22 protein-coding genes and 2 pseudogenes are annotated in these 24736 nt (G+C 71.8%); 11 read left to right on the top strand and 13 right to left on the bottom strand.

Translation table 11 applies throughout. The features are described from left to right. Positions 1 to 15: 15 nt before the first annotated feature. A complete protein-coding gene (locus OG852_RS14380) occupies positions 16 to 861 on the bottom strand; it encodes an Fpg/Nei family DNA glycosylase (protein WP_330348124.1) in 846 nt (281 codons plus the stop codon). 44 nt (positions 862 to 905) lie between these two features. Further along, complete coding sequence (locus OG852_RS14375; protein WP_330348123.1) at positions 906 to 5924, bottom strand: ATP-dependent helicase; 5019 nt, start codon at positions 5922 to 5924, stop codon at positions 906 to 908. Positions 5925 to 6053: 129 nt separating this feature from the next. Here OG852_RS14375 and OG852_RS14370 point away from each other — a divergent pair. The 3 genes and pseudogenes from OG852_RS14370 to OG852_RS14360 all read left to right on the top strand — a co-directional run bounded on the left by OG852_RS14370 (position 6054) and on the right by OG852_RS14360 (position 7951). Next, positions 6054 to 7005 (top strand): annotated as a pseudogene (locus OG852_RS14370) (AraC family transcriptional regulator). Beyond that, a complete protein-coding gene (locus tag OG852_RS14365) occupies positions 6918 to 7643 on the top strand; it encodes an AzlC family ABC transporter permease (RefSeq protein WP_443064527.1) in 726 nt (241 codons plus the stop codon). Before OG852_RS14370 ends, OG852_RS14365 begins: the two are co-directional and overlap by 88 nt. After that, on the top strand, positions 7643 to 7951 hold the full coding sequence (locus tag OG852_RS14360; RefSeq protein ID WP_133913981.1) for an AzlD domain-containing protein: 309 nt from the start codon (positions 7643 to 7645) through the stop codon (positions 7949 to 7951). The genes OG852_RS14365 and OG852_RS14360 overlap by 1 nt, the downstream gene beginning before the upstream one ends. Positions 7952 to 8004: 53 nt before the next feature. On the opposite strand, the gene OG852_RS14355 is transcribed toward OG852_RS14360, so the two are convergent. Further along, positions 8005 to 8949, bottom strand: coding sequence for a hypothetical protein (locus OG852_RS14355; protein ID WP_133913982.1), 945 nt, complete (start codon positions 8947 to 8949; stop codon positions 8005 to 8007). A 78-nt stretch (positions 8950 to 9027) separates the two neighbouring features. On the opposite strand from OG852_RS14355, the gene OG852_RS14350 reads away from it, so the two are divergent. Together OG852_RS14350 and OG852_RS14345 are read left to right on the top strand one after the other, a co-directional pair. After that, complete coding sequence (locus tag OG852_RS14350) at positions 9028 to 9222, top strand: DUF3046 domain-containing protein (RefSeq protein WP_133913983.1); 195 nt, start codon at positions 9028 to 9030, stop codon at positions 9220 to 9222. A gap of 60 nt (positions 9223 to 9282) precedes the next feature. Further along, a complete protein-coding gene (locus tag OG852_RS14345) occupies positions 9283 to 10542 on the top strand; it encodes an AI-2E family transporter (protein WP_330348122.1) in 1260 nt (419 codons plus the stop codon). A gap of 16 nt (positions 10543 to 10558) precedes the next feature. Here the strand turns inward: OG852_RS14345 and OG852_RS14340 are convergent, their stop codons facing one another. Further along, complete coding sequence (locus OG852_RS14340) at positions 10559 to 11308, bottom strand: hypothetical protein (protein ID WP_330348121.1); 750 nt, start codon at positions 11306 to 11308, stop codon at positions 10559 to 10561. Between the two features lie 288 nt (positions 11309 to 11596). Between OG852_RS14340 and recA the strand changes: the two genes are divergently transcribed. The 3 genes and pseudogenes from recA to OG852_RS14325 all read left to right on the top strand — a co-directional run. Then, positions 11597 to 12724 (top strand): recombinase RecA, encoded by a 1128-nt coding sequence (recA, locus tag OG852_RS14335; RefSeq protein ID WP_133913986.1) that lies wholly within the window; start codon positions 11597 to 11599, stop codon positions 12722 to 12724. Positions 12725 to 12727: 3 nt separating this feature from the next. Further along, positions 12728 to 13444, top strand: a complete 717-nt coding sequence (gene recX, locus OG852_RS14330; RefSeq protein WP_330348120.1) for a recombination regulator RecX — start codon at positions 12728 to 12730, stop codon at positions 13442 to 13444. 493 nt (positions 13445 to 13937) lie between these two features. After that, positions 13938 to 14363, top strand: a pseudogene (locus OG852_RS14325) (ABC transporter permease); the annotation flags it as partial. Between the two features lie 22 nt (positions 14364 to 14385). On the opposite strand, the gene OG852_RS14320 reads toward OG852_RS14325, so the two are convergent. From OG852_RS14320 to OG852_RS14285, 8 genes are all read right to left on the bottom strand, one after another. Continuing rightward, entirely contained in the window at positions 14386 to 14787 is a 402-nt protein-coding gene (locus tag OG852_RS14320; protein ID WP_443064647.1) for a rhodanese-like domain-containing protein, read from the bottom strand. Beyond that, positions 14778 to 15305, bottom strand: a complete 528-nt coding sequence (locus tag OG852_RS14315) for a cysteine dioxygenase (protein ID WP_133913989.1) — start codon at positions 15303 to 15305, stop codon at positions 14778 to 14780. The genes OG852_RS14320 and OG852_RS14315 overlap by 10 nt, the downstream gene beginning before the upstream one ends. 94 nt (positions 15306 to 15399) lie before the next feature. After that, positions 15400 to 15471 carry a putative leader peptide gene (locus OG852_RS14310; protein WP_309544753.1) on the bottom strand — a complete coding sequence of 24 codons (72 nt, stop codon included), beginning with the start codon at positions 15469 to 15471 and terminating at the stop codon, positions 15400 to 15402. Between the two features lie 137 nt (positions 15472 to 15608). Continuing rightward, positions 15609 to 17210 (bottom strand): FAD-dependent monooxygenase, encoded by a 1602-nt coding sequence (locus tag OG852_RS14305; protein ID WP_133914184.1) that lies wholly within the window; start codon positions 17208 to 17210, stop codon positions 15609 to 15611. A gap of 176 nt (positions 17211 to 17386) precedes the next feature. Beyond that, a complete protein-coding gene (locus tag OG852_RS14300; RefSeq protein WP_330348118.1) occupies positions 17387 to 18298 on the bottom strand; it encodes an amino acid ABC transporter permease in 912 nt (303 codons plus the stop codon). Continuing rightward, positions 18295 to 18960, bottom strand: coding sequence for an amino acid ABC transporter permease (locus OG852_RS14295; RefSeq protein WP_133913992.1), 666 nt, complete (start codon positions 18958 to 18960; stop codon positions 18295 to 18297). Before OG852_RS14295 ends, OG852_RS14300 begins: the two co-directional genes overlap by 4 nt. A gap of 108 nt (positions 18961 to 19068) precedes the next feature. Next, positions 19069 to 19926: a glutamate ABC transporter substrate-binding protein gene (locus OG852_RS14290; RefSeq protein ID WP_133913993.1), complete on the bottom strand. Its 858-nt coding sequence runs from the start codon at positions 19924 to 19926 to the stop codon at positions 19069 to 19071. Positions 19927 to 19983: 57 nt separating this feature from the next. Further along, positions 19984 to 20763: an amino acid ABC transporter ATP-binding protein gene (locus OG852_RS14285; RefSeq protein ID WP_133913994.1), complete on the bottom strand. Its 780-nt coding sequence runs from the start codon at positions 20761 to 20763 to the stop codon at positions 19984 to 19986. A gap of 288 nt (positions 20764 to 21051) precedes the next feature. Between OG852_RS14285 and OG852_RS14280 the strand changes: the two genes are divergently transcribed. Together OG852_RS14280 and OG852_RS14275 are read left to right on the top strand one after the other, a co-directional pair. Continuing rightward, positions 21052 to 21738, top strand: a complete 687-nt coding sequence (locus OG852_RS14280; RefSeq protein WP_133913995.1) for a response regulator transcription factor — start codon at positions 21052 to 21054, stop codon at positions 21736 to 21738. 9 nt (positions 21739 to 21747) lie between these two features. Beyond that, entirely contained in the window at positions 21748 to 23160 is a 1413-nt protein-coding gene (locus OG852_RS14275) for a sensor histidine kinase (protein WP_133913996.1), read from the top strand. Here the strand turns inward: OG852_RS14275 and OG852_RS14270 are convergent. Continuing rightward, positions 23150 to 24148 (bottom strand): TAXI family TRAP transporter solute-binding subunit, encoded by a 999-nt coding sequence (locus OG852_RS14270; RefSeq protein WP_133913997.1) that lies wholly within the window; start codon positions 24146 to 24148, stop codon positions 23150 to 23152. The two genes, OG852_RS14275 and OG852_RS14270, sit on opposite strands and share 11 nt — an antisense overlap. Positions 24149 to 24265: 117 nt before the next feature. Here OG852_RS14270 and OG852_RS14265 point away from each other — a divergent pair, with 117 nt between their 5' ends. After that, entirely contained in the window at positions 24266 to 24685 is a 420-nt protein-coding gene (locus tag OG852_RS14265) for a MazG nucleotide pyrophosphohydrolase domain-containing protein (protein ID WP_133913998.1), read from the top strand. Positions 24686 to 24736: the final 51 nt, after the last annotated feature.

Genomic DNA, 24736 nt, shown 5'->3' with positions numbered 1-24736 from the left:
GTTTCTGACGGTCCGTCAATTAGTCGTACGGCGATAGCGCTCGCGCCAGCGCTGCGGGGAACCCGGCGCCGGGGCGGGGCCCTGCTGGCACGACGGGCACCAGTAGGTGGGGCGTTCCTGCGAGCCGTCGCCCTGGTCGGCCACCCGGATCGACGTGTGGCAGCGCAGACAGGGGCGGGGCGCACGGCCGTAGACGAAGAGGTCCTGGTGGCGCAGGCCCGTGGTCTGGCGGACCACGCGGTCGCGGTTCACCTCCAGCAGCTTCTGCGCGAGGCCGGGCAGTTTGGCGGTGCGGTCGGCGGGGAGCGCGCCGACGGGGAGCCAGGGGGTGACGCCGAGCAGGAAACAGAGCTCGCTCTTGTAGACGTTGCCGATGCCGGCGAGATTGCGCTGGTCCAGAAGGGCCTCGCCCAGGGGGCGCGTGGGATCGGCGAGGAGGTTCGTCAGCGCGAGTTCGGGGTTCCAGTCCGGGCCGAGGAGATCGGGGCCGAGATGGCGGACCACGCGCTCCTCCTCGGCGGTGCGCATGAGTTCCATGACCTGGAGCCGGTAGCCGACCGCGGTGCGGTCCTCGGTGCCGAGGATCACCCGGATCTGGTGGGCCGGGCCGCCCTTCCAGCGTTCGCCGTCGCCGTAGACCTTCCAGGAGCCCTCCATGCGCAGATGGGTGTGCAGGGTCAGTCCGCCCTCGACCCGGGTGAGCAGGTGCTTGCCGCGCGGGATCGTGTTCAGCACGCGTCGGCCGGTGAGGTCCACCGTGGCGTATTTCGGCACCCGGAAGTCGCTCGAGGTCAGCACCTTGCCCGCGAGAGCGCCGTGCAGCCGCTTCGCCGTCTGCCAGACCGTGTCACCTTCGGGCATGGGTCAAGGGTGGCATGGGGCGGCCCGGTCGTGATCCTGGGTCGTCATGCGCGCAGCCGCAGACCCCTGGGGGTCGCGACGAAGCCCGCCCCCTCCAGCAGCACGCCTATGGGGGAGGTCAGTGCCGCGGCGCCGTTGATCCGCTCCACCGTGACCGTGCCGAGCGAGCCTGCACGGGCGGCCAGGGCGAGGGCCTCCGCCGCCGCCCGCAGGCGGGGGTCGTCGGTGGGGGCGCCCGCGGCGTCCGGGGCGGACGGCCAGGCCAGCAGGGTCTTCCCGCCGCGCTCCATGTAGAGCGTCAGCTCGCCCTCGACGAGCACGACCAGGGAACCCGCCTTGCGCCCCGGCTTGTGCCCGGCGCCCGTCGGGGGCTCCGGCCACGCCAGCGCGGCACCATACGCGTTCGCCGGGTCGGCGGCGGCGAGGACGACCGCGCGGGAGGCGTCACGTGAGCGGGGCGTCGTACGGCTGTGGCGGTGGGCGGGGCCGCCGCCCGGGCCGGATCCGCGGGCCCGGCCGGGGGCGTAGGGATCCCCCGATTTGTAGGGGGACGAGCCGTACGGGGACGTCGAGCCGTACGGGGATCCAGTGCCGTAGGGGGCGGCGGTGCCGCCGCCTCGGGGGCCGCCTGCGCCCGGGGAGCCGAAGTCGTGCGGGGACGCGTACTCACCGGGGTCCGAGGCGTCCCACGGGGCGTCGTCCGGCGGGAAGGCGTCGGTGAAGCCGTCGGTGGACGCATCGGGGAAGGGACCGGGGAAGGGGTCGGCGAAGGCGCCCGGCGTGCCCGGCCGGGTCTCGGCCGGGGCGGGCAGGGGCTCGCCCCGGTCCCGGGCGTTGGCCACCGCGCGCAGTCGGTCCACCGCGCCGTCCATCGCGAACTGCGCCGCGCCGAGGCCTTCCACCACGTACCCCCGCCGGGCCTGGCCGCTCTCCTCGAACGCGGACAGGATGCGGTACGTCGCCGAGAAGCCGCCCTCGACGCCCTCGGCGGCCACCGCGCCCCTGGTCACCACACCGTGCCGGTCGAGGAGGGTGCGGGCGAGGGCGTGGGCCCGGACGGTGGCGTCGGGCTCCTGGGCCGGCAGGAGGGACCAGCGGCCGGCGACGGTCGGCGGGCCGCCGCGGGAGGCGGGGCGGGCGGCGGCCGTCAGGGAGCCGTAGCGGCCCCGCGGGATCGCCCGCTTGGCGCGGTGGGCGGTGGAGCCGGCCGTACGGCCCGAGCCCAGCAGGGAGCGCATCGGCGCCAGCGTGTCGTTGGTGAGCCGGCCGGACCAGGCCAGGTCCCAGACGACGTCGGCGAGTTGGGGGTCCGTCGCGTCGGGGTGGGTGGTGGCGCGGACCTGGTCGGCGATCTGGCGGAAGAACAGGCCGTAGCCCCCGGACAGGGCGTCCAGGACGGACTGGTGCAGTGCCGTCGGCTCCAGTGGGTGGGGCGGGGCCAGGAGCAGCGGGGCCGCGTCCGCCAGGTAGAGGGAGACCCAGCCGTCCTTGCCGGGGAGCGCGCCCGCGCCCGCCCAGACGACCTCTCCGGCGGCCGTGAGTTCGTCGAGCATGCCGGGGGTGTAGTCCCTCACCCGGGAGGGCAGGACGAGCTTCTCCAGGGCCGAGGCCGGTACGGAGGCGCCCTGGAGCTGCTCGACGGCCCGCACCAGGCCGTCGACCCCGCGCAGGGAGTGGCCCTGGCCGATGTGCTGCCACTGGGGCAGGAACTGCGCGAGGGCGGGTGGCGGGACCGGTTCGAGTTCGTGCCGCAGGGCGGCCAGGGAGCGGCGGCGGAGCCGGCGCAGGACGGTCGCGTCACACCACTCCTGGCCGATGCCGGCCGGGTGGAACTCCCCCTGGACCACGCGTCCGCTCGCCGCGAGCCGTTGCAGGGCGCCCTCGGTGACCGCGACGCCCAGGCCGAAGCGGGCGGCCGCGGCGGCCGAGGTGAACGGGCCGTGGGTCCGGGCATGGCGGGCGAGGAGGTCGCCCAGGGGGTCCTTCACCGGTTCGGTGAACGCCTCCGGGACACCGACCGGGAGGGCCGTGCCGAGCGCGTCGCGCAGCCGGCCCGCGTCCTCGACGGCCGCCCAGTGGTCGGCGCCGGCGATACGGACGCGGAGGGCGCGGCGCGCCGTGGCCAGTTCCTGGGCCCAGTGCGGTTCGGCGCCGCGCCGGGCCAGCTCGGCGTCGGTGAGCGGGCCGAGGAGCCGGAGGAGGTCGGCGACGCCTTCGGGGTCCTTGGCGCGGCGGTCCTCGGTGAGCCACTGGAGTTCCTGTTCGAGCTCCGTGAGGACCTCGGCGTCGAGCAGTTCGCGCAGCTCCGCCTGACCGAGCAGCTCGGCCAGGAGCCGTGAGTCCAGGGAGAGGGCGGCGGCGCGGCGCTCGGCGAGGGGCGAGTCGCCCTCGTACAGGAACTGGGCGACGTACCCGAACAGCAGTGAGCGGGCGAACGGAGAGGGTTCGGGGGTGGTCACCTCGACCAGGCGGACCTTGCGGGACTCCAGGTCGCCCATCAGCTCGGCCAGTCCGGGGACGTCGAAGACGTCCTGGAGACACTCGCGGACCGCCTCCAGGACGATCGGGAACGAGCCGAACTCACTCGCCACCTGCAGCAGTTGGGCGGCGCGCTGGCGCTGCTGCCACAGCGGGGTCCGCTTGCCCGGATTGCGGCGGGGCAGCAGCAGCGCGCGGGCGGCGCACTCGCGGAACCTGGACGCGAACAGGGCGGAGCCGCCGACCTGGTCGGTGACGATCTGGTCGACCTCGCCCTTGTCGAAGACGACGTCCGCCGCACCCACCGGGGCCTGCTCCGCGTCGTACTCCGTCCCGGCCTTCCTCGGCTCCTGGTCGAGCAGGTCCAGGCTCATGAGATCGGCGTCCGGCAGGCGCAGCACGATCCCGTCGTCGGCGTGCATGACCTGGGCGTCCATGCCGTACCGCTCGGAGAGCTTGGCGCCGAGCGCCAGCGCCCACGGGGCGTGGACCTGGGCGCCGAACGGGGAGTGGACGACGACCCGCCAGTCGCCGAGCTCGTCGCGGAAGCGTTCGACGACGATCGTGCGGTCGTCGGGGACATGGCCGCAGGCCTCGCGCTGTTCGTCCAGGTAGGCGAGGACGTTGTCGGCCGCCCACGCGTCCAGGCCCGCCGTGAGCAGGCGCAGCCGGGCGTCGTCCTTGGGCAGGGAGCCGACCTCGCGCAGGAACGCGCCCACCGCGCGGCCGAGCTCCAGCGGGCGGCCCAGTTGGTCGCCCTTCCAGAACGGCAGGCGGCCCGGGACACCGGGGGCCGGGGAGACCAGTACCCGGTCCCGGGTGATGTCCTCGATCCGCCAGGAGCTGGTGCCGAGCGTGAAGACGTCGCCCACACGGGATTCGTAGACCATCTCCTCGTCGAGCTCGCCGACCCGGCCGCCGCCCTTCTTGGGGTCGGAACCCGCGAGGAAGACGCCGAACAGACCGCGGTCCGGGATCGTGCCGCCGGAGGTGACGGCGAGGCGCTGGGCGCCCGGGCGGCCGGTGACCGTGCCGGCGACGCGGTCCCACACCACGCGCGGGCGCAGCTCGGCGAACGCGTCGGAGGGGTAGCGGCCCGCGAGCATGTCCAGGGTGGCCGTGAAGGCGGACTCCGGGAGGGACGCGAAGGGCGCGGCCCGGCGGACCGTCGCCAGCAGGTCGTCCACCTGCCAGGTGTCCAGCGCGGTCATCGCGACGAGCTGCTGCGCCAGGACGTCCAGCGGGTTGGCGGGGACCTTCAGGGACTCGATCGAGCCGGTGCGCATGCGCTCGGTGACCACGGCCGCCTGGACCAGGTCACCGCGGTACTTGGGGAACACCACGCCGGTGGAGACGGCTCCCACCTGGTGTCCCGCGCGGCCCACGCGCTGCAGGCCCGAGGCCACCGACGGCGGCGACTCGACCTGCACCACCAGGTCCACCGCGCCCATGTCGATGCCGAGCTCCAGGCTGGAGGTGGCGACCACCGCCGGAAGGCGGCCCGCCTTGAGGTCCTCCTCCACCAGGGCGCGCTGCTCCTTGGACACCGAGCCGTGGTGGGCGCGCGCGATGACGGGCGGGGCGCCCTGGGCCGCTCCCGAGCCGCCCATCAGCTCGGCGGGGGCGTGGTGCTCGTCCAGGGGGTGGCCGGTCGCCCGTTCGTAGGCGATCTCGTTCAGGCGGTTGCACAGGCGTTCGGCCAGGCGGCGGGAGTTGGCGAAGACGATCGTGGAGTGGTGGGCCTGGATCAGGTCCGTGATCCGCTCCTCCACGTGCGGCCAGATCGAGGGGCGCTCGGCTCCCTCGGAGCCGTCGGCCACCGGGGAGCCGCCCAGCTCGCCCAGGTCCTCCACCGGGACCACCACCGAGAGGTCGAACTCCTTGCCCGACTTCGGCTGGACGATCTCCACCTTGCGGTGCGGGGACAGGTAGCGGGCGACCTCGTCCACCGGGCGGACGGTGGCGGAGAGGCCGATACGGCGGGCCGGCTTGGGCAGGAGCTCGTCCAGGCGCTCCAGGGACAGGGCCAGATGCGCGCCGCGCTTGGTGCCGGCCACCGCGTGGACCTCGTCGAGGATGACCGTCTCGATGCCCGTCAGCGCGTCGCGGGTGGCCGATGTCAGCATCAGGAACAGGGACTCGGGGGTGGTGATCAGGATGTCCGGTGGGCGGGTGGTCAGCGCGCGGCGCTCGGCGGGCGGGGTGTCGCCGGAGCGGATGCCCACCTTGACCTCGGGTTCGGGCAGGCCCAGACGGACGGACTCCTGGCGGATGCCGGTCAGGGGGCTGCGGAGGTTGCGCTCCACGTCCACCGCGAGGGCCTTGAGGGGGGAGACGTAGAGGACCCGGCAGCGCTTCCTGGGGTCGGCCGGCGGGGGAGTCGAGGTGAGCTGGTCGAGGGCCGCGAGGAAGGCGGCGAGGGTCTTGCCGGAGCCGGTCGGCGCCACCACCAGGACGTCCGAGCCCGCGGCGATGGCCTGCCACGCGCCCGCCTGGGCCGCGGTGGGCGCGGAGAACGCCCCCGTGAACCAGCCGCGGGTCGCGGGCGAGAAGCCGTCGAGGGCTCGGTGTGCTGAGCTGACCATGCGTCCATCCTGCACCCGGCCACTGACAATCGCCCTGACCTGCGGCGATGCGAGGCGGCAGCGGCCTCGGCGGGCCGGCGGCGGCCGCCCGCGAGCGGCGGTGAGGGGGCGGGGGCGGAGAATGGGGGCATGGCGGGTTCTCGTGAGTCGGCTCGGCACTGGCGGTACGCGGAGCTGCCCGGTGTTGATCTGCTGCGTGCCTCGTACGTCCGCAAGACGTTCCTGCGGCACACCCACGAGCACTTCGTGATCGCTGCCGTGGCCGAGGGAGCGGAGGTCTTCCGGCACCGCGGGTCCGATGTGTACGTGGGCGCCGGTGCGCTGGCGCTGGTCAATCCCGACACCCCGCACACCGGACGGGCCGGGGTTCCGGAGGGATGGCGGTACGGCGCCGTGTACCCGCTGCCCGGGCTGGTGGCGGAGATCGCCGCGGAGACGACGCGTCTGCGGGGCGCGCCCGGTTTCGTGAGTCCCGTGCTCGAGGACGCCTACTCCGCCGCGCTGGTGCACCAGGTGCTCCGGGCCACGGAGGAGGGCAACGCACTGGCCGCCGACACCTTGCTGCGGGTGGCCGTGACCCGGCTGCTGCGGCTCAACGGCGGGGTGCTGCCACAGCGGGAGGTGCGGACGGCAGGGGCGCGGATCGCCGCACGCGCGCGGGGGGTGCTGGAGGAACGGATGGCCGATCCGCCGACGCTGGACCGGCTGGCGCGGGAGCTCGGGACCAGTTCCTTCGCGCTGCTGCGTGCCTTCAGGGACGCCTTCGGGATGCCGCCGCACGCCTGGCTCACCGACGCCCGGGTGCGGCGCGCGCGCCGGCTCCTGGATGGCGGGACGACACCTGCCGAGGCGGCGGTGGCCGTGGGGTTCACCGACCAGCCCCACCTCAACCGGCACTTCGCCCGGATCGTGGGCGTGCCGCCGGGGGCGTACCAGCGGGAGCGCAAGAACGTACAAGACGCGCGGGCGGGGCTGCTCCTATCCGTCCGAGGTGTGGGAGAACAGACAGCGATCTCAGACATGGGCGCCGACGTGGCCGGAAAGCCGGACTCCGCCGTCGTCCGGGACGGACTGGGCGTAGGTGTCGCCGTAGGACTGTCCGGCTTCGCCTTCGGGGTGACCTCGGCGGGCAGCGGACTCACCGTGTGGCAGACCTGCGCGCTGAGCCTCCTGGTGTTCACCGGCGCGTCCCAGTTCGCGCTCGTCGGGGCGCTGGCGGCCGGCGGCAATCCGCTCACGGCGGCCGCGGGCGCGTTCTTCCTGGGCGTGCGCAACGCGTTCTACGGACTGCGGCTGTCCCAGGTGCTCGCCCTCCCGCGCGCGGTGCGCCCGTTCGCCGCGCAGTGGGTGATCGACGAGACGACGGCCGTCTCGCTGGCCCAGCCCGGGCGGCGCGGGGCGCGCATCGGGTTCGCCGTCACCGGGGTGAGCCTGTACGTGCTGTGGAACCTCACGACCTTGCTGGGTGCCCTGGGAGCCGAGGCGATCGGGGACACCGACGTGTGGGGGCTGGACGCGGCCGGGCCCGCCGTCTTCCTGGCGCTGCTCGCGCCCATGCTGCGGACCGCCACCGAGCGGGCCGTGGCCGGTCTCGCCGTGCTGCTGGGGCTGGGGCTGCTGCCGGTGGTGCCGGCCGGTGTGCCGGTGCTGGCGGCCGCGCTCGCCGCGCCCGCCGTGCTCTACGTCCAGGGGCGGCGCCGAGCCGGGGGGCGTGCGTGATGGGTGTGTGGATCGCGATCATCGCCACCGCTGTGGGCTGCTACGTCGTCAAGCTCGCCGGGCTGCTCGTGCCCGCGGGGGTGCTGGAGCGGCCTCTCGTGCGACGGCTCGCCGCTCTGCTGCCCGTGGCTCTGCTGGCCGCTCTCACGGCCCAGCAGACCTTCGCCCACGGGCACGCGCTCGTCCTCGACGCACGGGCCGCAGGGCTCGCTGCGGCCGCCGTGGCGCTGGTGCTGAGGGCGCCCTTCCTGCTCGTCGTCGCGGCGGCCGTGGTGGTCACGGCGGGGGTGCGGGCCCTGGGCGGATGACGGGGCCGCCGGGGCCTGTCCGGCAGACTCTGACGCCGAGGGGGCCGAATCGCTCAGCCGATCGACCGGCCATGGGCCCTCAAGGTGCGCAGGGCCTCGATCGTCACCACGGGACGCGCCTCCAGGGCCGGGGCCGGTGCCCAATGGCGCCAGCGGATCGGCCAGCCGCCGTCCTCCCGCTGCTCGCTCGCGAGGAAATCCAGGGAGCGTGCCATCTCGCCGTCGGTGAACCACGCGCGCGCGAGCGAGCGCGGAGTGCGCGCGAAGTCGTGCGGGAAGTGGTGCTCACCGGGGGCGTAGCCGGGCGCGACCGGGTACGCGTCCAGGTGGTCAGGGTCCAGCGCCGCGAGGCGCTGGGCGCGCACCAGGCGGCCCAGGCGGTCGGCCGCCGCCTCCGCGCGCGTGCGGTCGGGAGCGGAGTCCAGGAAGGCGACCGCGGCCCGGATCTCGTACGGGTGGGACCGCTCCAGGGAGTCCACCGCCTGCCAGCAGAAGTCCGTGGCCCGGAACAGCCAGGCGTGCCACACCTCGTTGCGGTGCAGCAGGCCCACCACCGGGCCCGTGGCCAGCAGGTCACCGGGCGGGGCGTCCACGATCGGGACGAAGGGGGCAGCGGGGTAGCCGCGCTGGCCGGGATCGACCGCGGGCAGGGCGCCGTCGGCGGTGGAGACCGCGGTGAGATAGCGGCCCACCCGCTCGACGCGTTGTCCGCCGAGGCGGCCGATGGTGTCCAGGACGCGCAGGGCGTACGCGGTGTGCAGGGGCTGGCTCACGGGGCCGCGCAGGTCGGGTTCCAGCGCATGGCCGTACCCGCCGTCCTCGTTGCGGTAGGCGTCGAGCGCCGCCTCGACGGGGTCGGCGTCGCCGTGCAGGAAGTCGTACGCGAAGAGGCGCTGTTCCAGCACGCGCGCGGTGAGCCAGACGAAGTGCTCGGCGCGGAAGAGCGGGGAGCGCGCCGTGGGCGTCGGGGGGAGTGGGGATGCTCCGGTTTCGGCCATGGTCAGACCGTAGGGCGGAAAGCGGTCTCGACAGGCGGCCCCGGCGGGGGCCACCCCCGGGGGCGGGATACTGGGTGCATGCGGTTGACGGTCTTCTGGCAGCGGATGGACGAGCACTTCGGTAGGGGGTACGCCGAGACGTTCGCGCGTGATCACGTGATGACGGAACTCGGCGGGCGCACCGTGCACGAGGCGCTGGCCGACGGCTGGGAGGCCAAGGACGTGTGGCGGGTGGTCTGCGCGGTGATGAACGTTCCGCAGGAGCTGCGCTGATCCGCCGGGGAGATCACCCGGGGGTCCCGGAATGTCGGTGGCGTAGGCGAGACTTGTGGCGTGGCACCCACTGACGAGACCGGGCAGGCCGCCCGGCACGCACCCCCGTCCGGCACGACGCCGCCGAACCGGCCCCCGGCCGACGGCGCCGTCCCCGCGGGCGAGCGCATGCCGCGCTGGCTCCCGCGTGCGATGGTCCTCGCGCTCGCGCTCATCGGTGTGTTCCAACTGGGCACCTGGGCCTTCCACCAGGTCATAGGGCTGTTGCTCAACATCCTCATCGCGTTCTTCCTGGCCCTGGCGGTGGAGCCCGCGGTCAGCCGGATGGCGGCCCGTGGGATCCGCAGGGGCTTCGCCACCTTCCTGGTCTTCTTCGGCCTGCTGATCGTGGTCGCCGGTTTCTTCACGCTGCTCGGCTCGATGCTCGCGGGGCAGATCATCAAGATGATCGAGGGCTTCCCGGACTACCTCGACTCCGTGATCAACTGGGTCAACACGACGTTCCACACCGATCTGCGGCGCGTGGACATCCAGGAGGGCCTGCTCCATTCGGACTGGCTGAAGAAGTACGCGCAGAACAGCGCCGCCGGCGTCCTGGACGTCTCCACGCAGGTCCTGGGCGGCCTCTTCCAGCTCCTGACGATCGCCCTGTTCTCGTTCTACTTCGCCGCCGACGGACCGCGCCTGCGCCGCGCCCTGTGCTCCGTCCTGCCGCCCGCCAAGCAGGTCGAGGTGCTGCGCGCGTGGGAGATCGCCGTCGACAAGACCGGCGGGTATCTGTACTCCCGCGGGCTGATGGCACTGATCTCGGGGGCCGCGCACTATGTGCTGCTGGAGGCGCTCGGCATCCCGTACGCGCCCGTGCTGGCCGTGTGGGTGGGTGTGGTCTCCCAGTTCATCCCGACCATCGGCACCTATCTCGCGGGCGCCCTGCCCATGCTGATCGCCTTCACGGTCTCGCCGTTGTACGCGCTGTGGGTGCTGATCTTCGTCGTGGTCTACCAGCAGTTCGAGAACTACATGCTCCAGCCGAAGCTGACCTCGAAGACCGTCGACATCCATCCCGCGGTCGCCTTCGGCTCCGTCATCGCCGGCACCGCCCTCCTCGGCGCCATAGGCGCTCTGATCGCCATCCCGGCCGTCGCCACCCTGCAGGCGTTCCTGGGCGCGTACGTGAAGCGCTACGACGTCACCGACGACCCCCGTGTCCACGGTCACCGGGGCCGGGGCGCGGGCCCGCGGCTGCTGACCCGCGCGCGGAGCCTGTGGGCGAGAGCACGGCGGCACCGGGAGAACCGGTCGGAGGACGGGACGGACTGACGGGCGACGCGGGCCGTCAGTACGTGAGGACCGCCCACACCGCGGTCACGGCGACCGCCGCCGCGTAACAGGCGACCGCCGCGGCCACGATCCGCCGGCGTGCCGTCGCGCTCCAGGACGTACGGGACAGCAGCCAGGCCAGCGCGGGCAGCACCAGGACGGCGTGCAGACTCACCCCGTGCAAGGGCTTGAGGGAGGCCGTGGAGCGATAGGCCGCCTCCTGGTGGCCGGTCCGGGTGAGGACGACACCGCGCGCGATCATCGCCGCCCCCGAGGCGAGCGCGACGAGGAGGATCGCGAACCCCGAGCGGACGGCCGACGCCATTCCGGCCGGGCCGGTCGGCCGGTGCCGGAAGGACAGCGCGGCGAACACGGTGAGCAGCACGACCAGGACCGCGCCGCCGACCGCGAGCGTCATGGACACCACCGTGTCGAAGGGTGTCTCCATGTCCAGGTGCGAGGGCACTCCCCGCCACGTCTGGAGGGTGATGCCGCCGACCTCCACCACGCAGTCGGCGGCGAAGATCCCGAGCAGGGCCGTGCGCGGTCGCGGACCGATGCGCAGACACGCCGTGACCCTGACGATCGCGAGGAGCGTCACCCCGAAGGACAGCCCGAAGGTCACCGGCTTGCGCCAGGAGACGGGGCCGGTCCACGGGCCGCCGTCGACGGCGAACACCCCGAGGTGCACGAGGCCGGAGAGGATCAGCAGGAGGGCGGTCGCCTCGTGGAGGCGGTACGGGCGGGGCGGGTTCTCTTGGGCCATGCGCCGAGCCTCCCGGCCGCGCCGGACGCCGTCGTCGTCCGCTCGGAGACACCTGGAGTACGGCCGGCGAAGCAGGGGGCGTGTGCCGAAGGGCGCGCTTGACACGAAAATCGAACATCCATTCTTATGGAGGCTCCGGCGAGGCTTACGACGGGTGTTACGTCCCGGTTTGGACGGGGAAGTCCCTGAGTTATCCACAGGCCGGACCGGCGTCGGGGCGCATTGTCAGTGGCAGGCGTTAGCGTCTTTGACGTGAAGCGATCGACTCAAGCAAACCGGGTGGAACCCATGGCAGGAACCGACCGCGAGAAGGCCCTCGATGCCGCACTCGCACAGATTGAACGGCAATTCGGCAAGGGCGCGGTCATGCGCATGGGCGAGCGGTCGAGGGAGCCCATCGAGGTCATCCCCACCGGGTCGACCGCACTCGACGTGGCGCTCGGCGTCGGCGGTCTGCCGCGCGGCCGTGTCGTGGAGATCTACGGACCGGAATCCTCCGGTAAGACCACGCTGACCCTGCACGCCGTGGCCAACGCGCAGAAGGCCGGCGGTCAGGTCGCCTTCGTGGACGCGGAGCACGCCCTCGACCCCGAGTACGCGCGCAAGCTCGGCGTCGACATCGACAACCTGATCCTCTCCCAGCCCGACAACGGCGAGCAGGCCCTGGAGATCGTGGACATGCTGGTCCGCTCCGGCGCCCTCGACCTCATCGTCATCGACTCCGTCGCCGCGCTCGTCCCGCGCGCGGAGATCGAGGGCGAGATGGGTGACAGCCACGTCGGTCTGCAGGCCCGTCTGATGAGCCAGGCGCTGCGGAAGATCACCAGCGCGCTCAACCAGTCCAAGACCACCGCGATCTTCATCAACCAGCTCCGCGAGAAGATCGGCGTGATGTTCGGCTCCCCGGAGACCACGACCGGTGGCCGCGCGCTGAAGTTCTACGCCTCGGTGCGTATCGACATCCGCCGTATCGAGACCCTGAAGGACGGCACGGAGGCGGTCGGCAACCGCACCCGCTGCAAGGTCGTCAAGAACAAGGTCGCGCCGCCCTTCAAGCAGGCCGAGTTCGACATCCTCTACGGCCAGGGCATCAGCCGCGAGGGCGGCCTCATCGACATGGGCGTGGAGCACGGCTTCGTCCGCAAGGCCGGCGCCTGGTACACGTACGAGGGCGACCAGCTCGGCCAGGGCAAGGAGAACGCCCGCAACTTCCTGAAGGACAACCCCGATCTCGCCAACGAGATCGAGAAGAAGATCAAGGAGAAGCTGGGCGTCGGCGTGCGCCCGGAGGAGCCCGCCGCAGAGCCGGGCGCGGACGCCGCGGCCACCCCGGGCGCCCCCGCTGACGACGCCAAGACGGTGCCGGCATCCGCCGCCAAGACCGCCAAGACCAAGGCGACGACCGCCAAGAGCTGATCCGTGACACGACGAACGGACTGGGCCGAGCACGACGCCCACCCCGGCATCCCCTGGGAGCCGGGGAGCGGGGACCACGCCGGTCTTGGCCGCGGTGGCGAGGGCGGTTCGCGCGGCGGGCGAGGTCGCCGTCGCCGCGGCTTCGGGGAGCCGTCCGCCGAGGACGGAGGCGCTTCCCCCTCGTCGAGGGCCGAGGGGGACACGCCTTCAGGGGACCCGGCTGAGCGGGCACGGGCGATCTGCCTGCGCCTGCTCACCGGGACCCCGCGCACACGCAAACAGCTTGCTGACGCGCTGCGTAAGCGGGAGATCCCGGACGACGTGGCCGAGGAGGTGCTCTCGCGGTTCGAGGAGGTCGGGCTGATCAACGACAGTGCCTTCGCGGACGCCTGGGTGGAGTCCCGGCACCACGGCCGTGGACTGGCCCGGCGCGCGCTGGCGCAGGAACTGCGGACCAAGGGGGTCGACCCGACGCTGATCGACGAGGCCGTCGCTCAGCTGGACTCCGAGCGGGAGGAGGAGACCGCGCGCGACCTAGTCGCCCGCAAGCTCCGCTCGACCCGCGGTCTCGACCGCGACAAACGGATCCGCCGCCTCGCGGGCATGCTCGCCCGCAAGGGCTACTCCGAGGGCATGGCCTTGCGCGTGGTCCGGCAGGCGCTGGCGGAGGAGGGCGAAGAAGGAGAGGACACGGAGTTCTTCGTGGAGGACGGGGGCTGAGCTCAGAGAGGCCGGGGGTGGGGGGAGTCAGGGAGACGGGGCTTGAGTTCATGAAAATGCCCGCCGTGCCGTGAAGCGGTCGTGGGACCAGCTCCATACGGGCTGGAAGTGCCCGCAGCAGGCACCCCGAAGGCTTGAAACACGGCGGCGGACAGCACAAGCAGGCCCCCGGCACCCACGGCGAGGTCCCGGACTTTGCACAGGACGGCTCCCTGCGGTTCTTCACCCGGCACCTGAGCTGACGTCAGCGTCCGCCCCCTCAGTGCGGGTGCCCCCGCTGAGGACACCGGGCCACCGCAGTGCACAGGCGCCTGTGCACAGACGACTGTGTACGCATGCTCCCCACGCCTCTTTCACCGGTCGAGATCGGTGATCTCGCCGCGCTCAAGGCGCTCGCCCGGCCCCGACTTCGTCGAAGGGACCGTCGAAGAACCTGACTCCGGGACCTCGAGGAGTACATCGCCCTCCTCACCGCTACAAGCGCCCCCCGGCCGGCCTCGACCAGTACACGGCCCAGGGCGTCACCCCGGCCGGGCTCACCCGCACCTGGGACCCCGACGTCACCGTCGGCTCCCTCGACCGGCTCACCGAGGACACCGTCGCCGTCAGCGAACTGGCCGCGGACCAGCTTCACTTGACGCCCGGCAGCACCCTGGACCTCACACTCGGCGACGGCACGCCCGCCACGCTCACCGTCGCCGCCGTCTACGCCAGGGGTCTCGGCTTCGGGGACCTCACCTTCGCGCACGACCTCCTCGCCCGCCACGTCGACAACCCGCTCACTGCCTCCCTCCTCCTCAGCACGGGCTGTACACAGACACAACGCGCGAACACGCTTCGTGAGCTTCCGGAACTCCCGGTGATTTCTCCGGCCGTCGCGGACCCGCTCCAGAGAGACGCGGACTCGCTCCAGAGAGAGGGGGAACGACCGGTGCGCCGGACTACGGCGTGACCGGCAGCCCCGCCGCCTTCCAGGCCTGGAAGCCGCCGATCAGATCGGTCGCCCGGTGCAGCCCCAACTGGCGCAGGGAGGCGACCGCCAGGCTGGAGGCGTAGCCCTCGTTGCACAGCACGACGATCTGGAGATCGTGGCTCGTGGCCTCGGGGAGGCGGTGGCTGCCCTGGGGGTCGAGGCGCCACTCGAGTTCGTTGCGCTCGACGACCAGCGCGCCGGGGATCAGACCGTCCCGCTCGCGCAGGGCCGCGTACCGGATGTCGACCAGCAGCGCCTCATCCGCGCGGGCGGCCTCGTAGGCCTCCTGTGCGTCCACGCGCGCGTACCCCGCGCGTACCCGGTCCAGCAACTCGTCTATGCCGAGGGGCCTGTCGTCGCTCACTGCCAGTCCTCCGGGCGCTCGACCTGCTCCAGACGCAGGATCTGTCCTGTGCGGCTGAAGCGGCGGATGCGCGGCAGCGGCGGGTAGTAGGCGTGGACGGAGACGGCGTGTTCCTCGCCCGACTCGTTGAGGACCTCGTGGACGTGGTGGCGGCCGAACGAGCGGCCCCGGCCGGCCGGCAGGGTGCGCTCCCGGTCCACGCCGTCGGTGAGCTCCAGGGTCTTCCAGCCGTCGGTGGGCAGCCGCGCGGCGAGCGAGTACTCCTTGAGCTCGCCCCGCGCGGTGACGAAGGCGCCCACCGAGTCGGCGTGGTCGTGCCAGCCGGTGCCGGTGCCGGGCGGCCAGCCGATCAGCCAGGCCTCGCTGCCGCCGGGCCCCTCCAGCCGTACCCAGGTACGGCCCTCGGGGTCGAGGGGGAGGGAGGCGATCAGCTCGGCGTCGGCGGCCGTACGCCGCACGAAGTCGAGGAGGTCCGCCTGGGTCGGTGGGGCGACGGCGGTGGAAAGCGAGGGGGTGACAGACACGGGTACCGTCCTGGAACGTTCGCGGGAGCGTGCGGCAGCGCAGGAGCGCACAGGCGCGTCGGCGGCGAGCCGGAGGGAAGGAAAGGGTGCGAGTTCAGCAGGACGGACGACACACGCAGCCCGCATAGCGGACCAGGTCCATATGGACCCTCCGCCACAGGCGCACATCGGTGTCGGTCACGATCCGGAGTACACCATGCCGGTGGTGACCGGTCAACTCACTGTCACGATGCGGACAGCGCGGTGACAGTGAGTACGGTCGTCCGATTGTCGTACTAAAAAATGGACGTAGTAAGGCGCCGGTCACTTCGCCGCGGACCCCGCCGTGGCCTCCTCCGTCGCCTTCCCGCCCACGGCCGCCTCCGCCGCCGCGTAGAGGTCGGCCGGACGCACCCCGTTCAACGCGGTGACCAGGTGACCGTCGGGGCGCACCAGCAGCACGGTGTGGGCGGCGGCGCCCGGGTAGCTCTCGGCGACCAGCAGCTCGGCCGGCGACGGCAGGGCCGTCACGGCGGCGGCCAGCCGGGGCATCAGCCCGGCGCTCACCCAGTGCCGGCGCTCCCACACCCCCGTGCCCGGCGCGATCAGCACGACGAGCAGCCGGCCCCGCCCGAGCCGGTCCCGCAGCTGCACGAAGGAGCCGTCCTCGGCGGTCACCCGCACGTCCTCGACGGCCGAGCCCAGGGGCGTGTCCACCGGCACCTCGGCCTCCAGGTGCTGGGGCGCCAGCGGCGACCCGGCGTACGTGCCCGGCGCGCCGAGCTGGCCGCGTCCCAGGTGGCCGTCGGAGAGCAGCGCGTCGGTGCCCCGGGCCGCGCCGGGGACGTACGACCTTATGCCGCCGCCCCCGCGCAGCAGCGGCAGCACCTGGTCGGCCGCGCGCAGCCGGGCGGCGACCACCGCGCGGCGCTCGGTCTGGTAGCTGTCGAGGAGCGCCTCGTGCGGACCGTGGTGCCAGGTCAGGGCCAGCTTCCAGGCGAGGTTGTCGGCGTCCCGCAGGCCCTCGTCGAGCCCCTGGGTGCCGAGCGTGCCGAGCAGATGCGCCGCGTCCCCGGCGAGCAGGACCCGGCCCACGCGCCAGCGACGGGCCAGCCGGTGGTGCACCGTGTGCACGCCGGTGTCGAGCAGCTCGTACTCCGGCGTCGGGCCCTCGCTCCAGCCCGCGAGGGTCTCGCGGACGCGGGCCACCAGCAGCTCGGGGGTGACCAGGTCCTTGCCGGGCGGGAGCAGCCAGTCCAGGCGCCACACACCGTCCGGCAGCGGACGTCCGGTGATCTCCCCGGCCGAGGGTCCGGACGACCGCCACGGCGGTGTCCGATGGAGCAACGCCTCGTCGTCCCAGGGAAGTTCCACGCGCAGCGCGGCCACGGCGTGTCGCTCCACCGCCGTACGCCCCGGGAAGCGGATGTCGAGGAGTTTGCGGACCGTGGAGCGGGGGCCGTCGCAGCCGACCAGATGACTGCCGCGCCACCACGTGCCCTGCGGGCCCCGGGTGTGGGCGGTGACACCGGAAGGTTCCTGCTCGATCGAGTCCAGACGGCTGTCCAGGGCGATCTTCACCAGCCGCTCGCGCGCCAGGGCCGTGCGCAGGGCGCCGGTCAGCACATGCTGGGCGATGTGGAGCGGGGCGGCCTCGGCGTCGCCGAAGACGACCTCGTTCGTCACCTGCCGGCGGCGCATCGACCGCCATCCCGACCAGCGCACACCCGCCTTGTCGAGGGGCGCCCCGGTGAGCCGCTCCATGAGGGCGGCGGTGTCCTCCCGCAGCACGACCGTGCGCGCGAGCCGCGGTTCGTCCTTGCCCGGGCCCTCGTCGAGCACGACCGACGGCACCTCCTGGCGGGCCAGGGCCAGGGCCAGCGTGAGGCCGACCGGCCCCGCTCCGACGATGATCACCGGGTCCACGGCGTGACGCTCCCTGCCTTCGACGGTGTCCTCGGGGACGAGAGTGAACAACAGGTTGGAGCAGGGTGCACGATCACAGAACGTATGCAACCCATTGTCGTTGTTTGCGTCAAGCGACGAAAGGCAGTGGCGCGCACGCCACTGCCCTCGTACAGGTCACGCCCCTTGAGTATGCGTCAGAAGCTCGCCCCACCGGCGCCGGTGCCGTAGCTGCCGCCGACCTCGGCCGCGTTCAGGTCGTCGACCTTGTCGGTGGCGAGCACCGCGCCCGTGCCGCGCTTGCTGCGCCGCAGACGGCCTTCCAGCCAGCTCGCGAAGCTGGTCAGGATGAAGTTGAGCACGATGAACATGGCCGCGACCACGATGAAGCTCGGGATCGGGTTGGCGTAGTTGGCCGCCAGGGTGCCTCGCGTGTTGAGCAGTTCGGTGAAGCCGATCATCACACCGCCGAGCGCGGTGTCCTTCACGATGACCACCAGCTGGCTGACGATGGCCGGGAGCATCGCCGTGACCGCCTGCGGCAGCAGGATGCTGCTCATCGTCTGCCCCTTGCGCAGACCGATGGCGTACGCCGCCTCCGTCTGGCCCTTCGGCAGGGCAAGGATGCCGGCCCGCACGACCTCGGCGAGGACCGCCGCGTTGTAGAGGACCAGGCCCGTGACGACGGCGTAGAGCGGCCGGTCCTCGCTGGTGACGTCGGTGGAGCGGGCGTAGAACTCGTTGGCGAAGAGCATCAGCAGCAGCACCGGGATGGCCCGGAAGAACTCCACCACCGTGCCGGACACGATCCGCACCCAGCGGTGGTCGGACAGGCGGGAGATGCCGAAGACCGCGCCCAGCGGAAGGGCGATCACCATGGCGAGCGCCGCGGCCTTCAGCGTGTCGAGGAGGCCGGGGATCAGATACGTCGTCCATGCCTCGGACTCCGTGAACGGCTTCCACTGGGCGGACGTCAGGAGGTCCTTCTCGTCCATCTTCAGCCATACCCACCACAGGAGCAGGATGACGAGGGCGGAGAAGACCACCGAGAGCAGGAGGTTGCGCCGCTTGGCGCGGGGGCCGGGGGTGTCGTACAGGACCGAGCTCATCGCTTCACCGCCAGTCGCTTGCCCAGCCAGCCCAGGATCAGGCCGGTCGGCAGGGTCAGAACCACGAACCCGAACGCGAAGACCGCGCCGATGAGCAGCGTCTGCGCCTCGTTCTCGATCATCGTCTTCATCAGGTAGGCGGCCTCGGCGACGCCGATGGCGGCCGCCACCGTGGTGTTCTTGGTCAGGGCGATCAGCACGTTGGCCAGCGGGCCGATGACCGCCCGGAAGGCCTGGGGCAGGATGATCAGCCGCAGGGTCTGGCTGAAGCTGAGCCCGATGGCCCGGGCCGCCTCCGCCTGGCCGAGTGGCACCGTGTTGATGCCGGAGCGCAGCGCCTCGCAGACGAAGGCCGCCGTGTACGCGATCAGGCCGAGCACCGCCAGCCGGAAGCCCTGGATCTTGAAGTCGTGTGAGCCCATGGTGACGCCGAAGACATCGGCCAGGCCGAGCGAGCAGAAGAGGATGATGACCGTCAGAGGGATGTTCCGGACGATGTTGACGTAGGCGGTTCCGAATCCGCGCATCAGCGGGACCGGGCTGACCCGCATCGCGGCCAGCAGGGTGCCCCAGACCAGGGAGCCCACGGCGGAGAGGGCGGTGAGCTTCACCGTCATCCAGAACGCCCCGAGGACGTCGTAACCTTCAAGAAAGTCGAACACGATCTCCCGCGCTTCCGGGTGGGTGGCGTATGTGGAGGGCAGGGCACGCCGCCGCCGTGATCGCGACGGCGGCGGCGCGCTGCAGGGACCCGCTGGGCCGGGCGGTGACTAGCCGGCGTTCGGGACGATCACGCCGATCTTCGGGGCTGGCTCGTTCTTGTAGTTCGCCGGGCCGAAGTTGGCGTCGACCGCCTTCTGCCAGGAGCCGTCGCTGACCATCTGCTCCAGCGCCTTGTTGATCTTGTCGACGGTCGCGGTGTCGCCCTTCTTGACGCCGATGCCGTAGTTCTCGTTGCTGAGCTTCAGGCCCGCGAGCTTGAACTTGCCCTTGTACTGGTCCTGGGCGGCGAAGCCGGCGAGGATCGAGTCGTCGGTGGTCACCGCGTCCACGGCGCCGCTCTGGAGACCGGAGATGCACTCCGAGTAGCCGCTGACCTCCTTCAGGTTGGCCTTCGGCGCGATCGTCTTCTGCACGTTCTGCGCCGAGGTCGACCCGGTCACGGAACACAGGTTCTTGCCGTTGAGGTCCGTACCCTTGGAGATGTCCGAGTCCGCCTTGACCAGCAGGTCCTGGTGGGCCAGCAGGTACGGGCCGGCGAAGTCGACCTTCTGCTTGCGCTCGTCCGTGATCGAGTAGGTCGCGGCGATGAACTTGACGTCACCGCGCGCGAGGGCGTTCTCGCGGTCGGCGCTCTTGGTCTCGACGAACTCGATCTTGTCCGGCGCGTAGCCGAGCTGCTTGGCGACGTAGGTGGCCACGTCCACGTCGAAGCCGGCGAAGGATCCGTCGGGCTTCTTCAGGCCGAGACCGGGCTGGTCGTACTTGATGCCGATCTTGATCGTGCCGCCGCCGCCCCCGCTGGAGCTGCTGCTGCCCTCGTCCTTGCTGTCACCGCCGCACGCGGTGGCGGACAGCGCGAGCGCGAGAACGGCGGCCGAGGCGGCGGTGACCTTGCGAAGCTTCATGGCTACTTCCTTGGGGAGTAATGAATGAAGGGCTGAGGGCGGTGCGGATCCGGCGATTCAGTGGTGCAGGATCTTCGACAGGAAGTCCTTGGCACGGTCACTGCGCGGGTTGCTGAAGAACTGGTCGGGCGCGGCCTCCTCGACGATCCGGCCGTCGGCCATGAAGACCACACGGTTCGCGGCCGATCGTGCGAAGCCCATCTCGTGGGTGACGACGATCATGGTCATGCCCTCCCGGGCGAGCTGCTGCATGACCTCGAGGACCTCGTTGATCATCTCCGGGTCGAGGGCCGAGGTCGGCTCGTCGAAGAGCATGACCTTCGGGTCCATGGCCAGTGCCCGGGCGATGGCGACGCGCTGCTGCTGACCGCCCGAGAGCTGGGCGGGGTACTTGTCGGCCTGAGTACCCACTCCGACGCGGTCCAGCAGGGCGCGGGCCTTGTCCTCGGCCTGCTTCTTGTCTGCCTTGCGGACCTTGATCTGGCCCAGCATCACGTTCTCGAGCACGGTCTTGTGCGCGAACAGATTGAACGACTGGAAGACCATGCCGACGTCGGCGCGCAGCCGGGCCAGCTCCTTGCCCTCCTGGGGCAGCGGCTTCCCGTCGATCGTGATGGTGCCGCCGTCGATCGTCTCGAGGCGGTTGATGGTGCGGCACAGGGTCGACTTCCCGGACCCGGAGGGCCCGATGACCACGACGACCTCACCGCGGGTGATCGTCAGATCGATGTCCTGGAGCACGTGCAACGCGCCGAAGTGCTTGTTGACGCTGCTCAGGACGACGAGATCGCCGCCGGGCGGGACCGCGTCTTGCTTGGTCACCGATACTTCGGTCATCGCTCTCAGGCTCCGTCCACGTCGGTTTCGGAGGACAGTAGTAACCGGCCGCGACCAGCGTCATTACATCTGAGGGGAATCTGAGCATCACGATCCGATAGCAATCGGACACGTGTTGTAGCACTTGTGACCTGCGCGCGTATCGGGCGGATAACGGAAGTCCCGCGCAACCGGAACCCACTTGACGGCGTCCTCGTCCATCAGCGTGACTGCATGGTGCGCACGCGCGTGCGGCTCGCGTTTTATACCCAAACAGACCAAACGGCCGATGAATCGGAGGGGGCCGGGATGAGACTGCTCCTCGTCGAGGACGACAACCATGTCGCCGCCGCACTGTCCGCGGTCCTCAAGCGGCACGGTTTCGACGTCACGCACGCCCGCAACGGCGAGGAGGCGCTCCAGGCGCTCGTTCCCGAAGGCCCCGGCTTCGGGGTCGTCCTGCTCGACCTCGGCCTGCCCGACCAGGACGGCTACGAGGTCTGCGGAAAGATCCGCAAGCGCACCGCCACCCCCGTGATCATGGTGACGGCCCGTTCCGACGTGCGCTCCCGCATCCACGGCCTCAACCTGGGCGCCGACGACTACGTGGTGAAGCCGTACGACACCGGAGAGCTGCTCGCCCGCATCCACGCCGTCAGCCGGCGCACCGTCCACGAGGAAGCCGGCGCGGGCGGCGAGGACGCGCTGCGGCTCGGCGCCGTGCAGATCGAACTGCCCACGCGACGTGTCACGGTCGACGGCACGGTCGTCCAGCTCACCCGCAAGGAGTTCGATCTGCTCGCCCTGCTCGCCCAGCGGCCGGGGGTCGTGTTCCGGCGGGAACAGATCATCAGCGAGGTATGGCGCACGAGCTGGGAGGGGACCGGACGCACCCTGGAGGTGCACGTGGCCTCACTGCGCGCCAAGCTGCGCATGCCCGCCCTGATCGAGACCGTACGCGGCGTCGGCTACCGGCTCGTCGCCCCGGCCGGGTAGCGGGGACCGTTGCGCACTCGTCTGCTGCCGCTGCTCATCGTCCTGATGGCGGCCGTGCTGCTCGCCCTGGGGGTGCCGCTGGCCGTCAGCGTGGCCGGAGGACAGCAGCAGAAGGTGGTCGTCGACCGGATCGACGACACCGCTCGTTTCGCCGCGCTCGCCCAGTTCGTCACCCTCGCCTCGGGCACGGACGAGAGCGCCTCCGCGTCCAAGGACGAGCGGCTGCTGACACTCGAACGCGAGCTCGACAGCTACCACGACGTCTACGACATCCGTGCCGGTGTCTTCTCCACCAGAGGTACCCCCCTGGCCAGTGCGCCCAGGAGTCTGCGTCTCCCCCAGGAGGGTGAGGTGCGGGAGGCGTATGCCGAGGCCCTGCTCAGCCGGCGCAGCCACGACCCCCGGCAGGTGTGGCCCTGGCAGCGCAGCCGTCTCGTGGTGGCGTCGCCGGTCATCCGGGACGGGGACGTGGTGGCGGTCGTCGTCACCGACTCGCCCACCGGGCCGATGCGGTCACGGATCCTGCACGGCTGGCTGGTCATCGGCGCGGGCGAGGTGGCCGCGATGCTGCTGGCCATCGGCGCCGCGCTGCGGCTCACCGGCTGGGTCCTCAAACCGGTGCGGGTCCTGGACATCACCACGCACGCGATCGCGAGCGGCCGGCTGAAGTCCAGGGTGGCGGTGGCGAGCGGCCCGCCGGAACTCAGGCGACTGGCCGGGGCGTTCAACGAGATGGCCGACAACGTCGAGGACGTGCTGGAGCAGCAGCGCGCCTTCGTCGCCGACGCCTCGCACCAGTTGCGCAACCCGCTCGCCGCGCTGCTGCTGCGCATCGAACTGCTCGCGTACGAACTCCCGGAGGGCAACGAGGAGATCGCCTCCGTCCAGAGCGAGGGCAAGCGCCTGGCTCAGGTGCTGGACGACCTGCTCGATCTCGCGCTGGCCGAGCACACCGAGGCCGATCTGAGGGTCACCGACATCGGCGCGCTGACCGCCGAGCGCGTCGCCGCCTGGGCCCCCACGGCCGAGGCCAAGGGCGTACGGCTGGTGGGCGACTGCCCGGCCACCACGGCCTGGGCCGACCCCGTCACGCTGTCCAGCGCGCTGGACGCGGTGATCGACAACGCGGTGAAGTTCACTCCGGAGGGGGAGAGCGTCGAGGTGACGGTCGCGGCCGACGGCGAGACCTCCACCGTCGTGGTCGCCGACCACGGCCCCGGCCTCACCGACGAGGAACTCACGCGCGTGGGCGACCGTTTCTGGCGCAGCGGCCGCCACCAGAACATCAAGGGCTCGGGGCTCGGCCTGTCCATCACCCGCACCCTGCTCGCGGCGGGCGGCGGTTCGCTCTCCTGCGACCATCACGAGCCGAACGGGCTCAAAGTGACGGTGTCGGTGCCCAGGTCACGGCCTACGGCTTGACCGAGCGGTAGTAGCGCCGGGCGCCCTCGTGCAAGGGGAGCGGGTTGGTGTCGATCGCCGTGCGCAGGTCGACGAGTTGCGCGGAGTGGACGCGGGCGCCGATCTCGTCACGGCTCTTGATCACGACCCGGGTCATCCATTCGGTGAGCCGTGGATCCATGTCCGTCCGGGTGATCATCACATTGGACACGGCGATCGTCGGGACCGTCTCGCCGTTCTGGACGCTCCGGTACACCGACTCGGACATGTTCGTGGTGCGGTAGTAGCTCGTGGAACTGTCCTGGCTGTGCATCTTGGCGACCAGGGTGGCGTCGATCGGCACGAACCGGAAGGCGAAGGTCTTCGCCAGGTCCGTCAGACCGCCCGTCGGGATGCCGCCCGACCAGAAGAACGCGTCGATGGTTCCCTGCCGCAGCGCCTGGGGGCCGTTGTTGATGCCCTTGTCCACCGCCGTGACGTCCTTCTGCGGGTCCAGTCCCGCGGCCTCGAGCACCCGGTTGGCTATCAGTCGCACCCCCGAGCCGGGCAGGCCGGTCGCCACCGTCTTCCCCTTCAGGTCGGCGACGGAGCGGACGTCCGAGTCGCGGGGCACCAGGAGCTGGACGTAGTCGTCGTAGAGCCGGGCCACCCCGCGCAGCCGGGCCGCAGCGGAGGGGTTCCGCGACTCGTAGGACTGCACCGCGTCCGCCGCCGCGATGGTGAAGTCCGCTTCGCCCTTCGCCACGCGCTCGACGTTGTCCTGAGAGCCGTTGCTGGACTCCAGGATCACGTGGAGACCGGGCATGTCCTTGGCGAGCTCGTCGCGCAGCCAGGTGCCGTACTCCTGGTAGACGCCACGGGGGGTGCCCGTGCTGAACGTGATCGTCCCGCTCGGCGGATCCTCGCCCAGCGGCAGCAGCCACCACAGCAGCAGCCCGAGCACCACGACCCCGGCCGCCGCGCCCTGCAGGGCCCGACCTCTGCCGATCTGGGAGAACACCTTGGACATGCCCCGATCCTGCCAGCCGTCGCGCGCGGCTGACCAGGGCGGGGTTCACCGGTGGTCGGTCCGGTGATCGTCCCGGTGGTCGGTCCGCTGTCAGTGGGGGTCGTTACAGTCGGGGGCATGAGCATTTCCTCGCCCGCGGACCTGGTCCGTGAGTTCCACCGTGCCTTCGGGCTCGACGCGCGCAGCACGCCCACGGAGGTGTCGCCCGGCCTGGCCGCGCACCGCGGTGAGCTGCTCGCCGAGGAGGCGGCGGAGGTCGCCGAGGTGTCGGTGAGCGGTCCCCTGGACCGGCTGGCGCATGAACTGGCCGACGTCGTCTACGTGGCGTACGGCACCGCGCTGGTGCACGGGATCGACCTCGACGCGGTGATCGCCGAGATCCACCGCGCCAACATGAGCAAGCTGGGCCCCGACGGCCAGGTCGCCCGCCGGGCCGACGGCAAGGTCCTCAAGGGGGAGCACTACGAGGCGCCGGACGTCTCGGCGGTGCTGCGCCGCCAGGGCTGGATACCCGGCGGCGCGGCGACCGGCGACTAGGGGTGTGTTGTCCCGGGACGTTGGTGACACGCGTGCTGGGTGCTTGAACAG

This window comes from Streptomyces sp. NBC_00582 (assembly GCF_036345155.1).
Taxonomy (GTDB): Bacteria; Actinomycetota; Actinomycetes; order Streptomycetales; family Streptomycetaceae; genus Streptomyces.
The sequence above is the reverse complement of the archived record's forward strand: the minus strand, read 5'-3'. Positions and strand labels throughout refer to the sequence as shown.